Source organism: Moheibacter sediminis (assembly GCF_900176425.1).
GTDB lineage: Bacteria > Bacteroidota > Bacteroidia > Flavobacteriales > Weeksellaceae > Moheibacter > Moheibacter sediminis.
Window position 1 is genome coordinate 298,851 of the sequence record NZ_FWXS01000003.1, and the last position, 13,414, is coordinate 312,264.

The 13,414-nt window shown below is 35.6% G+C and carries 16 protein-coding genes; 13 read left to right on the plus strand and 3 right to left on the minus strand.

Features of this window, described 5'->3' with window-relative positions; genetic code table 11:
* Nucleotides 1–30: 30 nt before the first annotated feature.
* The 6 genes from B8977_RS06515 to B8977_RS06540 all read left to right on the plus strand — a co-directional run bounded on the left by B8977_RS06515 (nt 31) and on the right by B8977_RS06540 (nt 4,686).
* On the plus strand, nt 31–990 hold the full coding sequence (locus B8977_RS06515) for an MlaD family protein (protein WP_084016870.1): 960 nt from the start codon (nt 31–33) through the stop codon (nt 988–990).
* 90 nt (nt 991–1,080) lie between these two features.
* Nucleotides 1,081–2,412, plus strand: coding sequence for a 4Fe-4S dicluster domain-containing protein (locus tag B8977_RS06520; protein WP_084016871.1), 1,332 nt, complete (start codon nt 1,081–1,083; stop codon nt 2,410–2,412).
* 61 nt (nt 2,413–2,473) lie between these two features.
* A complete protein-coding gene (locus B8977_RS06525) occupies nt 2,474–2,908 on the plus strand; it encodes an LNS2 domain-containing protein (protein ID WP_084016872.1) in 435 nt (144 codons plus the stop codon).
* Nucleotides 2,909–2,922: 14 nt separating this feature from the next.
* Nucleotides 2,923–3,549 carry a hypothetical protein gene (locus B8977_RS06530; RefSeq protein ID WP_084016873.1) on the plus strand — a complete coding sequence of 209 codons (627 nt, stop codon included), beginning with the start codon at nt 2,923–2,925 and terminating at the stop codon, nt 3,547–3,549.
* Complete coding sequence (locus B8977_RS06535) at nt 3,539–4,321, plus strand: (Fe-S)-binding protein (protein ID WP_084016874.1); 783 nt, start codon at nt 3,539–3,541, stop codon at nt 4,319–4,321. Before B8977_RS06530 ends, B8977_RS06535 begins: the two co-directional genes overlap by 11 nt.
* A complete protein-coding gene (locus tag B8977_RS06540; RefSeq protein WP_084016875.1) occupies nt 4,321–4,686 on the plus strand; it encodes a methylglyoxal synthase in 366 nt (121 codons plus the stop codon). Before B8977_RS06535 ends, B8977_RS06540 begins: the two co-directional genes overlap by 1 nt.
* Nucleotides 4,687–4,759: 73 nt before the next feature.
* Here B8977_RS06540 and B8977_RS06545 read toward each other — a convergent pair whose 3' ends face one another.
* A complete protein-coding gene (locus B8977_RS06545; protein ID WP_084016876.1) occupies nt 4,760–5,146 on the minus strand; it encodes a hypothetical protein in 387 nt (128 codons plus the stop codon).
* A 41-nt stretch (nt 5,147–5,187) separates the two neighbouring features.
* Nucleotides 5,188–5,655, minus strand: coding sequence for an amidohydrolase family protein (locus tag B8977_RS06550; protein ID WP_159447461.1), 468 nt, complete (start codon nt 5,653–5,655; stop codon nt 5,188–5,190).
* Nucleotides 5,656–5,922: 267 nt separating this feature from the next.
* Between B8977_RS06550 and B8977_RS06555 the strand changes: the two genes are divergently transcribed.
* From B8977_RS06555 to B8977_RS06585, 7 genes are all read left to right on the plus strand, one after another.
* Nucleotides 5,923–8,877, plus strand: coding sequence for a hybrid sensor histidine kinase/response regulator transcription factor (locus B8977_RS06555; RefSeq protein WP_084016878.1), 2,955 nt, complete (start codon nt 5,923–5,925; stop codon nt 8,875–8,877).
* A gap of 59 nt (nt 8,878–8,936) precedes the next feature.
* On the plus strand, nt 8,937–9,446 hold the full coding sequence (locus B8977_RS06560; RefSeq protein WP_084016879.1) for a hypothetical protein: 510 nt from the start codon (nt 8,937–8,939) through the stop codon (nt 9,444–9,446).
* A gap of 141 nt (nt 9,447–9,587) precedes the next feature.
* Nucleotides 9,588–10,193: a LemA family protein gene (locus B8977_RS06565; RefSeq protein WP_084016880.1), complete on the plus strand. Its 606-nt coding sequence runs from the start codon at nt 9,588–9,590 to the stop codon at nt 10,191–10,193.
* A 63-nt stretch (nt 10,194–10,256) separates the two neighbouring features.
* The gene (locus tag B8977_RS06570) at nt 10,257–10,688 is read left to right on the plus strand and encodes a TPM domain-containing protein (protein ID WP_084016881.1); all 432 of its coding nucleotides are present in this window, start codon (nt 10,257–10,259) and stop codon (nt 10,686–10,688) included.
* Nucleotides 10,669–11,478: a TPM domain-containing protein gene (locus B8977_RS15265; protein ID WP_084016882.1), complete on the plus strand. Its 810-nt coding sequence runs from the start codon at nt 10,669–10,671 to the stop codon at nt 11,476–11,478. Before B8977_RS06570 ends, B8977_RS15265 begins: the two co-directional genes overlap by 20 nt.
* Nucleotides 11,414–11,959 (plus strand): GNAT family N-acetyltransferase, encoded by a 546-nt coding sequence (locus B8977_RS06580; RefSeq protein WP_143736358.1) that lies wholly within the window; start codon nt 11,414–11,416, stop codon nt 11,957–11,959. Before B8977_RS15265 ends, B8977_RS06580 begins: the two co-directional genes overlap by 65 nt.
* 11 nt (nt 11,960–11,970) lie before the next feature.
* Nucleotides 11,971–12,537 (plus strand): hypothetical protein, encoded by a 567-nt coding sequence (locus B8977_RS06585; protein WP_084016884.1) that lies wholly within the window; start codon nt 11,971–11,973, stop codon nt 12,535–12,537.
* A 25-nt stretch (nt 12,538–12,562) separates the two neighbouring features.
* Here the strand turns inward: B8977_RS06585 and B8977_RS06590 are convergent, their stop codons facing one another.
* Nucleotides 12,563–13,273, minus strand: coding sequence for a hypothetical protein (locus B8977_RS06590; RefSeq protein WP_084016885.1), 711 nt, complete (start codon nt 13,271–13,273; stop codon nt 12,563–12,565).
* Nucleotides 13,274–13,414 lie beyond the last annotated feature (141 nt).

Consider the following 13,414-nt stretch of genomic DNA (forward strand, 5'->3'; position numbering starts at 1 on the left):
TTACCCTACTTTTGCATCAAAATTTCGAGAATGAGAATTTCCAAAGAAGTGAAGACAGGCGTTGTAGTAATTCTTACATTGGTAGGATTTTATTCTCTTTTTAATTTTCTAAAAGGAAAAAATTTATTTGCTTCCGGCAATACCTACTATGTAAAATACGATGATGTGAGCGGTCTTGCTCCTTCAAAACCTGTTTCTGTAAATGGGTTGAGAGTGGGGCGTGTGGACGAAATCAAAATCATGGACAAACAGTCGCCGATTTATTTCGTTGTGAAAATTTCATTAGAAAGAGACATTGATTTCTCTAAAAATACAGTTGCTGAAATCTACGAACCAGGACTTATGTCCGGTCCGGAAATCAGACTTTTATTGGATTATAAAGGTCCTAAAGCACGGAATGAAGATACTCTTCGTCCTTTGGTAAAGCCATCTTTGACTTCTATGTTTTCGAAAGAATTGGAACCAACCAAAAGAAAAATAGATTCCTTATTGGTTTCGGTTAATTCGACCATGATGAGTGTTGATAAGCTTTTGGACGAAGAAAACAGACAAAGTTTGAAAAATGTATTGAGGAATTTAGATGCAACTTTGGTTACATTTAACGGAACTGCACAATCAATTACCAGAACTTCTGACAATGCCAATTCATTGATTATTGATAATAAAGCCCAATTGAAAAATACATTGGCTTCTGCTGAACAAGCAATCGCTAAGTTTGGGACAATGGCAGACAAGATTAATAATTTAGAATTAGAAAAAATTATTAAAAATTTCGAAGAAGCATCTGTCAATCTAAACACAGTTTTAGCGAAGGTAAACAGTGGCGAAGGCACGCTGGGCGCGATGATGAACGATAAGCAGCTTTACGATAATTTGATTCAGACTTCAAAAACGCTTGATGCATTGCTTTTAGATCTCAAGGAAAATCCAAACAGATATGTACAATTTTCTATCTTTGGGAAAAAGCAGAAACCCACAGAAGAAAAGTAAACTGCTTTAAAAGTATTAATGATTTTTTTGCAATTAAAAGCCCTTTGATAAAGAGTCAATTACAAAAAATTTAAATAGGTATTATACCTTATGCAGTACATAGACAACATTATTTTTACAATTTTATTGATTGCGGCCATTTGGTTTTTCAGCAAAAATGTAGGAAAACTGATTCGCAACATCAAATTAGGCAAACCCAATACCCGTTTTGATCGCCCGGCAGACCGTTGGCGAACCATGGCGAGAGTAGCATTGGGACAAGGTAAAATGGGCGTTCGTCCGATTCCAGCAATCTTACACGGATTTGTTTACGTAGGATTTTTACTCATAAACATCGAAGTTTTAGAAATTCTCATTGATGGAATTTTTGGAAGCCACCGTGTCTTGAGTTTCATGGGAGGTTTTTACAATGGGATGATTGGATTCTTTGAAATCCTCGCATTGCTGACATTGGTTTCATGTGTCATTTTCCTTATCAGAAGAAATGTTATCAAAGTAAAACGTTTCCTCAACCGCGAAATCAAAGGTTGGCCCAAAAGTGATGCAAACTACATCCTTTACATGGAAATTGCTTTCATGGTAGCTTTACTGACCATGAACGGTGCCGATTCACTTTTGCAGCAAACGGGAAGTGCACATTACAGCGAAGCGGGTGGATTCCCGATCAGCAGCTGGCTGACAGCTCCATTGTTAAGTGGTTTAAGCGAATCAAGTTTAATTTTGGTGGAAAGAATTGCATGGTGGTTTCACATCATAGGGATTTTGTTCTTCCTTAATTATTTATATTATTCTAAACATTTACACATCATATTGGCGTTTCCAAATACTTATTTCTCCAAGTTAAAACCAAAAGGAGAATTCAATAATTTGGAATCAGTGACACGTGAAGTAAAATTGATGATGGATCCCAATGCAGATCCGTTTGCTGTACCGGCAGCGGATGCTGTGCCGGCAGAACCTGAAACATTTGGTGCAAAAGATATTTTTGATTTGAATCAAGTTCAATTATTAAATGCTTATACGTGTACCGAATGTGGTCGTTGTACGGCAGAATGTCCGGCAAATATCACAGGGAAATTGCTTTCTCCTCGTAAAATCATGATGGATACCCGTGACCGAATTGAAGATATAAGCAAAATTTTGGACGAAAAAGGGAAGTGGGAAGATGACGGAAAAACATTGGTTCACGATTATATAAAACCGGAAGAATTATGGGCTTGTACAACTTGTAATGCTTGTACGCAGGCTTGTCCGATTAATATCGATCCGCTTTCAATCATCATGGATTTGAGAAGGTATTTGGTGATGGAGCAGTCTGCTGCACCTCAGGAATTAAATCTCATGATGGCAAATGTCGAGAACAACAGCGCGCCGTGGCAGTTTAACCAACAGGATAGACTGAACTGGGCAGAAAAAGATTAGAACAAACAAAGTGTAAAGTATTCATTACTACCTTAATTAAAAATTTAAATTAATTAATAGTATGAAAAAAGAAGAAGTAGAAAAATTGTTGCATGAAAAAGTAGAGCAGGGACAGCACGTGAGTCCTGTTTTGCCGGAAGACATCAAAAACTATCTGATAGATATTGATGGAACTATTTGTGACGATATTCCAAATGAGGAACCGGAGAGAATGCTTACGGCTGAATTGTACCCGGACGCTTTGGAAACGCTCAACAAATGGTTTGACGAAGGTCACATCATTACATTTTTCACATCAAGAACAGAAGCGCACAGAGAATATACGGAAATCTGGTTGAAAAAACACGGATTCAAATACCACGGAATTCTCTTTGGAAAACCGCGTGGAGGAAATTACCACTGGATTGACAACCATTTGGTAAAAGCGACGCGTTACAAAGGGAGATTTACGGATTTGGTTGACAAAGAAGTGACCATTCAGGTTTTTAATGATTAAGAATTAATATTAAAATGAATAAAATCTGTTTCATATTTATTTTCCTGATTTCATTTGCTGTAACTGCGCAGCAAAAGGATAAGGAACAGATTTTAAAAGATTCGAAATCTTTCATCACTGCACTTGAAAAGAAAGATTACAATCATTTTTTGGATTTGATGTATCCGACAATTTTCGAATATGTCAACAAAGAAAAATTTCTTGAGTTAATTAAAAGCGTTTACGAAGGAAATGATGAATATTCTATAGAAATTATAGATGCCGAAAAGATAAAATTTACAGCATCAGACGTTTTCACCGATGTTCCGGAAACAAAATATGCTTTCGTTTCTTATCCACTTTCCATGAAAATGATTTTTCTGGATCAATCTTTCAAAGATGAAGAAGAAAAAAAAATGATGAAGGGTTTGATGGAATTGCAGGGGATGAAAGTAGAGTTCATCAATGATAATACCATCAAAATAGAAATGCAAAGCATGACAATTGCCATAAACGATAAAGTGACAGGCAATAAATGGAAATATTTGAATCATGAAGAAGATAATCCGCACAGAACGATGTTTGTTTCAGCAACAATTCTCAAAAAGGCAAAGGATTATTATTATGATTTTATTCTAAATCAAAAGGAAAATGGAAGTTAAAACAATGGCACAATATATGGCAGAAGGCAAGCAACCCGAGGTTTTGTTTTGGGTAGGCTGTGCCGGAAGCTTTGATGACAGAGCGAAGAAAATTACAAGAGCTTTTGTCAAAATATTGAATAAAGTAGGGACTGAGTTTGCAGTTTTAGGAACAGAGGAAGGCTGCACAGGCGACCCCGCAAAACGTGCCGGAAACGAATTTGCATTTCAGATGCAGGCGATGATGAACATAGAAGTCCTCAATGCCTACGAAATCAAAACCATTGTGACGACTTGCCCGCATTGTTTCAATACTTTAAAGAATGAATATCCGTCCTTGGGTGGAAATTATGAAGTTTTACATCATTCGCAGTTTCTTCAGAAATTGATCAACGAAAACAAATTGACTATAGAAGGAAATCAACCTTTCAAAGGAAAAAGAATTACTTTCCACGACCCGTGTTATTTGGGAAGAGGAAATAATATTTACGAAGCGCCACGTTCACTCATCGAAAAACTAGATGCCGAATTGGTAGAAATGAAACGCTGCAAAACTCGCGGATTGTGTTGTGGAGCGGGAGGAGCACAGATGTTTAAAGAACCCGAGCCGGGAAAAAAAGACATCAACATCGAACGCACCGAAGAAGCATTGGAAACCGCTCCGCAAATCATCGCGACGGGTTGTCCTTTTTGCAATACGATGATGACTGACGGCATCAAAAATAAAAATAAGGAAACCGAGGTTTTGGTAAAAGATTTAGCAGAATTAATCGCTGAAGCACAGGATTTATAATGGAACTAGCAATCATCGCACACGACGGAAAAAAAGCAGAAATGGTCAACTTTCTCATGAAAAATATTGAGAAATTGAGAGAAAATAATGTAGAAATCATCGCGACCGGAACCACCGGAAGCTTTGTAGAACAAGCCGGACTCAAAGTAACCAAGATGCTTTCCGGTCCCAAAGGTGGTGATGCGCAGATTGCTGCAAGAGTCGCTGAAGGAAAAACGCACATGGTTTTCTTTTTTCGTGACCCGATGGGCAAACACGTTCACGAACCCGATATCAATATGCTGCTCAGAATGTGCGATGTGTGGAATGTACCTTTGGCAACCAATCCTGCAACCGCTTCATTACTCATCGACCATTTGAAATAACAATAAATTTGATAAAAAAACATCCGCCAATTTGACGGATGTTTTTCATTATATATCAGTTTTTTAGAGCTATTTAGCTTTTGTAAATCAATACACCGTCTTTCTTTAATTCGTAGCCGCCGTTTATTTCAGACAACTCTATTCCAGATTTTTCCCACCAGATTTTTCCGTCTTTTTGTTTTCTTTTTAAAACAAAACTATTTGCTTCGTTGGGTAAAAAAACTTCAGCCTTTTTCTTGGTTTCGTTAAAAATTATGCAAGTCTGTGTAGAATAACTTTCTTCTCCGGTACTTGAAAGTTTGATCTCTTCATTGAAAATCTGGATGCATTCTTTTTTTATTTGTGAATAAGTGTAGCCAGCCGAACCGATGCAGCCATGTTTATCGCGGTCACTTCCCGGTACTTGAGAAAAAACCATGAGTGGAATGGTAAGTAAAAAAATAGCAATTAAATTTTTCATAATAGATTTTTTAATATTATAAAATTTTGATAATTAATTTCTCATCTCATTTTTACACTTTTAATCATATCTACTGCAGTTTTCCAGTTTGAAGAATCGCATACAACGGTGTATTTGATAAAACTATCTTCTGTTCCGCCAAACACCAAACCAAATAAAACTGCATTGTTTGCGGAATCTCTGCCTGTAACATAGGCTATTTCATTTCCATTAGGGCTAAAATGGCTAATTTGACTTGGAGCATCTATTCCTGCATTGGTGGCACCTTCTAGTAAAATCTCTGATAATTCATCTATTCCTGCACCATTGGTATCAAATAATTCAAGGCGAATAAAGAACTGGTCACTTTCAACTTCAAAGACATTTTCAGTATTTTGATTGATGTTTGCACCTACAGGAACAGAAGTATAAATTCCCCATTGTTCCCAACCATAAGTTGTAAGCTGTGTTTGTGCGTTTATTGCGATAGAGCTTGCACAAAAAATACATAATAGTAATAATTTTTTCATTTTTTTCATTTTTAAGGTTAATGATGAATTTCCTCGATGTGTTAATTAAAATTTTAATTTGTATTGCAATATTAAATATGAAACACTTGCTTTTATTCTAAATTTCAAGCAATAAATAGTATTATTAAGGCTTTGTTTCAAGTATTTTTTGTAAAATAAAAATTTATGTATCTGAAATACAGAAATGTAACGCTTTTATAACGTTTTTTTAATTTTGCATTTCTTTAACAGTTGATTAATTTTATAAATATTATCTGAAATTAAATAATGCATAAAACCAAATTCAAACCACTAACCTTTGAATTTATTAAACCTCTTTTTACAATTCTTCTTATTTATTCATTTTCAGGCTTTTCATTTGCACAAAACACAAAGCCTGAAATAGATTCTTTGTTGAATGTTTTATCCAAAACCCAGCACGACACAGTCAAGATCAACGCTTGGAATCAATTGGCCTGGTTGATTTACAGAACGAGTGATTATGATTCTGCTTATTATTATATCAACAAAGCAATAAAATTATCTGATAAAATTGATTACAAAAAAGGAAAAGCAAAGGCATACAACACGATGGGAACTATCAGTTTAGAAACCGGAGATTACAACAAAGGCATCGAAAACTTTCTGATTTCCTTAGACTTAAAAAAACAGATTGGGGAAAATAGTGAACTGGCAAGTACATACGGCAATTTAGGGATTGGTTATGCACAGCAAGGTGCTTACCACGAGGCACTTAAATATTTTCATGATGCTTTGAAAATTGATGAAGAAGCAAATGATGAACAGGGTGTGGCGGCCTGTCATGCAAACATTGGTTTGCTTTATTATTCCATGAAAGATTATTCCTCTGCACTTAAAAACTATTTCATAGCGCACAAAATTTACAAGGAAAGACATCAAAAGGGAGATTTGGCAATGTCATTTGGCAATATTGGCAATGCTTATAACCAAATGGGAAATTATCCAAAAGCATTGGAACAGCTCAATTCTTCACTTAAAATTCTAAATGAAATTGAAGGTCGTGAATATGTAATGACACTCACATACAACAGTGTGGGGGAAGTTTATAAGAATATGGGAAATCTTTCCGAAGCATTGATTCATTACAAAAAAGCCTTACAAATAAGTGAAGAAATTGGTGATTTATTTGGTGTTTCTTCGTCTCAGGAACACATTGGCGGTATTTATATGCTTCAGGGAAATCCGGCCGAAGCTAAAAAATGGATATCAAAAGCACTTGACTTGGCGAAAAATATTGGGGCGCATGAATTGAATCAGGACATCTATAAAAGTTTGTCGGAAGTCAATCATTCATTGGGGAACTACAAAGAAGCTTACGAAAATCACCAGTTATACACTGCTTACAAAGACAGCCTTTTTAACGAAGAAAACACACGTAAAATTACACGTCTTGAAATGGATAGAGAATTCGTTGAAAAAGAAAACCAAATTGCCATTCGTGATGCAAAACTAGAAACTCAACGTAAACAGAAATACCTTTATTTAAGCGGGTTAATAGGTTTGTGCGGCGCAGGGGGATTTTTCGTTTATCAAAATAAACAAAGGAAAAAAATAAGCAAACAACAATTAGAAGAGAAACAAAAAGTTGCCGATGCACTTTTGGAACTCGACAAAACCAAATCGAGATTTCTTACCAATATCACGCACGAATTCCGAACGCCGCTTACATTGATAAAAGGTCAGGTAGAATTGATGAAGCAAAAAACTGAATTGATTGAAACAGAAAGTGTAAGGTTAAACGAAATTGAAATAAACAGCCAGATACTATTGGATTTGATTAATAAATTACTCGATTTGTCAAAACTCGAATCAGGAACCTTTCAGCTTCATTTTCAAAATGGAAATTTATTGCAGGAATTGAAAAATACATTTGCAATGTTTGATTCGTTGGCACAGCAGAAAAATATTGATTTAAAATTTGAAATTGATTGTGAGGCTGAAACATTTTTTGCAAAAGAAAAAATTTCCTACTCACGTGATGCTGTTGTTTCCATCACTGCAAATCTGCTTTCAAATGCTTTGAAATTTACACAAGAAAAAGGAAAAATTCAATTGAAAATTTCACACGAATCTGATTTTGTGAATATTTATGTAATCGATAATGGACTGGGAATACCAGCTCAACACCTTTCCAAAATATTTGACCGGTTTTACCAGGCAGATGATTCTTCGGTAAGAAATCATGGCGGATCTGGTATTGGATTAGCTCTGGTGAAAGAACTTGCCATATTACACGGGGGTGATGTATCAGTCAAAAGTGAACAAGGAAAAGGAACTGAATTTAAAGTTCAGCTTAATATTTCAAACGAAGTTTCAGATGAAATTTTACGTGAAAATAAACCACAGGATTCGTTCATTTATTCCAAATCTAATTCAAAAAATGCAGAAAAAGAAATTCTTGAAATTCAGGAATTTCCGATGGTTTTGGTAGTGGAAGACAATGCTGATTTGCAAAAATTCATCCAAGAAAGTCTAGGTAATTCATTCAACATAAAAATTGCAGAAAATGGCGAACAAGGATTTGAAATGGCAAGAACTTTAATTCCCGATTTGATTATAAGTGATGTCATGATGCCAAAGATGAATGGAATTGATTTGTCCAAAAATCTGAAATCCAACACCGTGACAAGTCACATTCCGGTCATTTTACTGACTGCAAAATCGGGTGAAGAAAATAAGCTCGAAGGACTTCAAACAGGTGCAGATGATTATCTTATCAAACCTTTTTCGGTAAAGGAGTTAATCATCAGAACCAATAATCTAATTCAGCAGCGGAAATTATTGAGAACTAAATTCAGCACTTCCGTTGTATTAAAACCAGAAGAAATGGAATTGACTTCCCGCGACACAGATTTTCTCAATAAAATAATTTCCATCGTAGAAAAAAATATAACCAATGCTGAATTTGGTGTGGAAAATTTGGCAGAAAAAGTGAGCCTCAGTACTTCACAGCTCAATCGAAAATTAAAGGCGATTACCAACCAAACGACTGTAAAAATTATCAGAAATGTAAAGCTCCAAAAAGCTTATGAAATGCTCCGTGCCGATACGGATAATATAGCTGGAATTGCCTATTCGACAGGGTTCGAATCACCCGGGTATTTCACAAAAGTATTCAAAGAACATTTTGGATTTCTGCCTTCTGACAAAGAAAAAATGAATGAAAAAATAAATTATTCACACTCTCAAACTGAAATCTAAATCATGTTTCAGTTGCATTAATTTACCGATATTTGCATATTAAAATTAAACATTATAAAATGAACTCACAATATTCAAATACATCTCCCAACTTACCGCCCGATTCAAAAATCTGGATTTTCCAGTCCACAAGAAATTTCAACGAAGAGGAAATCACAGAAATTGAACAAAAATTAGACAGTTTCATGCGCGAGTGGAACGCTCACGGAACTGCTTTGACAGGTACATATGCCATTCCTTATGACCGGTTTATTGTTGTAGCTGTTGACGAAAACAAAGCGATGGCCTCCGGGTGTTCTATCGACAGCATGACGCGGCAAATCAAATTGCTAGAAGAAAAATACAATTTCGGACTGCTCAACCGTATGTTGGTTTCTTATAAAATAGATGAAGAAATTATCACAATTCCATTGTCTGAATTCAAACAAAAAGTAAAAGCTAACCAGATTCCGGACGAAGCTTCCGTTTTCCACAACGGAATAACAAAACTTTCTGATTTCGAGGAAAGCTGGGAATCTCCGCTTCATGAAAGCTGGGTAAAACATCTTTTGCAAGTAGGGTTGAATTAATTCTTTCATGTGGATGTAAACTGTCATTCGGACGAAGGAAGAATCTAATATATTTAACCAAATCATTCCGATTTTCGACAGCGCATAAATATCAAAAAAATAATTACATTTACATCTAATAAAATTTAAACTTAAAAACAGATGAAAAAAGGTTGTCTTGTAGGAGGAATAATCGGAGGTGTTATCCTTGTTATTGCTTTGATTGTAGTATTTTGGGGTGTAGGGATTTACAACGGAATAGTTCCTAAAGATAATGCTGTGAAAAGCCAATGGGGTAATGTAGAAACAGCTTATCAAAAGCGGGCAGATTTGGTTCCTCAATTAGTTGGCACAGTAAAAGGTGCTGCAAATTTTGAGCAGGAAACTTTGACACAAGTAATCGAAGCACGTTCAAAAGCGACTCAGACAACGATTGATCCTACGAATTTAACACCTGAAAACATAGCGCAGTTCCAACAAGCACAAGATGGTTTGTCCAGTGCATTGAGCCGTTTGATGGTCGTTGTAGAAAAATATCCTGAATTAAAAGCAAATCAAAACTTTTTAAATCTTCAAACGTCCCTTGAAAGTATTGCAGATGAAGTTAGATTTGAACAAAGAAAATTCAATGAAGCAGCGCAAGGCTATAATAACTATATACAAACTGCTCCCAATAATTTGATTTCTGGAATGTTCGGATTTACAGAAAAAGGATATTTCAAAGCTGCTGAAGGCGCAGAAAACGCTCCACCTGTTAATTTTGAATAACAAATTGTTTTAAGGTTTTTTGAATTAATCATTAAGCTTTAATCATTAAACATTAGATTCATTTTGGAAGAATTCTTTCTCACAGATAAGCAACAAAAGAAAATTGTAGAGGCCATTCAAAAGGCAGAACGAAATACAAGTGGAGAAATCCGTGTACACATCGACGCGGATTCTTCACAAAACCATGTAGAAACATCTATCGCTGTATTTCATTCACTCAAAATGAATGAAACAAAACACCGAAACGGTGTACTTTTTCACCTTTGTCCCAAAGACCACAATTTTACAATCATCGGTGATATCGGAATTAATGAAGTTACACCTCATGATTTCTGGGATGAAATCAAACGTACAGTCATTTCAAAATTTAAAAAAGGAAAATACGCAAAAGGATTGACCCAGGGAATCAAAATGGCTGGCGAAGCACTTCAGGAACATTTCCCTTACCAAAAAGACGACACAAACGAATTACCCGATGAGATCAGTTGGAGTTAAATTTCTTTTTTTATTTATTTTCATATTTAGTGCAAATCTTTTTGCACAGACTCCTTATGAGGTAACGGGCGGGGAATTTAAACCTGAAAAAAAACTTGTTCACGACTTCGGTAATATGTTCGACGCTGTGCAACGTGACCAGTTGGAAAGGAAATTAGTAGCTTACGACGATTCAACTTCGGTACAGATTGCAGTCGTTACATTTAAAAAATTAGACGGTTACCCCATCGAACTTCTAGCCAATGAAATCGGCGAAAAATGGGGTGTCGGACAGAAAGACCAACACAACGGTATTGTCATCGTTCTCAGCAATGACGACCGAAAAGTTACGATACGTGGTGGATATGGAATTCAGGCAAAAATGCCGCCTACCATAGAAAAACTCATTATCGAACAGGAAATGATCCCGTCATTTAAACAAGGAGATTATTATGGTGGTGTAGACAATGCTACCACGGCGATTTCCAAAGTATTGGCAGGTAAATACAAAGCCGAACCAAAAAAGGAAGGCGATGACCCTTACGGATTTTTGATTTTTATATTCTTCATTGCCGTTATCATCATTTTTATAATCATCGCATCCAAAGGCGGTGGAGGTGGAAGTGGCGGAAACCGTGGCAGAAGAGGTTTCAACTGGACAGATGTGATTCTTACCAGCGGCGGCGCGAGCTCATGGGGCAGCGGCGGCGGTTTCGGAGGAGGAAGCTCAGGCGGGGGATTTGGTGGTGGAGGATTCGGCGGATTTGGTGGAGGAAGTTTCGGCGGTGGTGGCGCAAGCGGAAGCTGGTAACATGGTACAGTTAGTTCCTTATCAAACGTCCCATTTTGATGAATTGAATTCATTTCAATTAGACGAAACCCAATCAAAATTTACTGCTTCAGTTTATGAAAATATTGTAAACAGAAAGATAGAAACCATTCCCGGAAAGTTTCCCGTGACCATTTTGCATGATGAAATTCCGGTCGGATTTTTCATTCTCGATGATTCCGATGAAAAAACAATTTTTACAGCAGATGAAAATGCTGTTTTGCTCCGCTCGCTTTCATTAAATCCAAAATACCAGGGAAAAGGAATCGGTAAGGACACCATGATTTTGATGGATGATTTTGTGAGAAATCAATTCCCACATCGTACTCACATTACATTAGCGGTCAATGCCAGAAACGAACACGCCATCCAGCTTTACGTCAAAACCGGTTACCAAAATACTAACAGAACTTATGATGGTTCCATAGGCCCGCAGTTTATTTTGTCCAAGCAAGTCAATTAAATATTTTTACTATGTATAAAATATTCATCCTATTAATTTGTTTTGCAAGATTTGCTTCGGCTCAGGATTCTCTGCAAATTCAAAAATCTGGTTTACCTGTTTATGAAGAAAATGATTCTGTGAGGATTATTAGATTACAAAATGAAAAACATATAGGTGTCTTAGCATCTTTCAACCAAGGTAGATATAGTTTTGGAGAAATTGGAATGTCTTTTCTAAGACATACTTTAGTAGGACATCATTCTTTTTCATCTGCTTATTTTTTTTCAAGTGAATTTAGGTTAGGAGATAAATTGATTGTTGGACCCAAAATAGGTGTATGGTCAGCAGGAGGAATGGGCGGAACTGCATTTGGATTAAATATGATGTATTATACAGATTTCGATGACGGAGCATTTGTACTGAGACCAGAAATAGGATTTGGAATGTTTAATTTTAAATTGGTTTACGGCTACAATTGGAACCTGACCAATAAGGACTTCAGGGAAATCAATACACACTTTGCCGGAATTACTTATTCATTCCCCATCAGGATAGCCAAGATAGATAAAGAGATAAGGATTTATTCAACAAAATAATTTAATGAATTTTATTTAAATAAAACTACTTTATACGCTTCCAGTCTCTGTTATAGAGCATCCTCAATTTATCTTTCAGGCTATCGCTGAAAATTTCAACTGGAACTTCATTTAATTCAAGCACCAATTCAAAAGTTGAAACTTCGTCTTTATCATCAAACAATAAATTTTTATTGCTGTCCTTGGTCACATTCATGATGATTTTTCCTGAACTTTTGATGTACTTCCACTTGTCAAGACTGGTATCTGACGGTGATATTTGTCTGAAATTCTTACCTTCTTTATCGGAAACAAAAAGATAAACAGGATCCTTGCCTGTCAGAAGTTTATCCTCATTGAAATCTTTTTTAGTTACCTCATAAAACATATACTTATCTAGTCCTGTGCCTGAACGTTCATCATATTGATAATCAAATTGATTGATAATCACTTTTTCTTCTGTCAGAAGATGATATTCACTTGTTTTAGAATTATAAAAAATAATGTTCCAATAATTACTGTAAGACATTTCTTTGTAATCATATTCATTTCTGCGATTCTTATTCTGTCCCATCTGAAGAGGAAATATTAATATACCTGAACTATCAATTTCGGTGAAATTCATTATTTGTATATTCAAACTTGCTCTCAGAGAATCTTCCTGATTCAACATTTGAGGATCTCTGATTTCACGAGTATTTTCTGTACAAGAGCAGATGGAAATAAAAAGTAAGAGAAGTAACAAATTTTTTTTCATAGAAATTAGCTTTAGAATGATTCAAATATAAAGTTTCATTTCAAATGATGATTTAATTTTTTTCATTCCTATCTTCTGCGTTTTCTTTTTTTATATTTTTTATACTGATTTTTTTTAAATTTTATGGTAGTGCCCAAATAG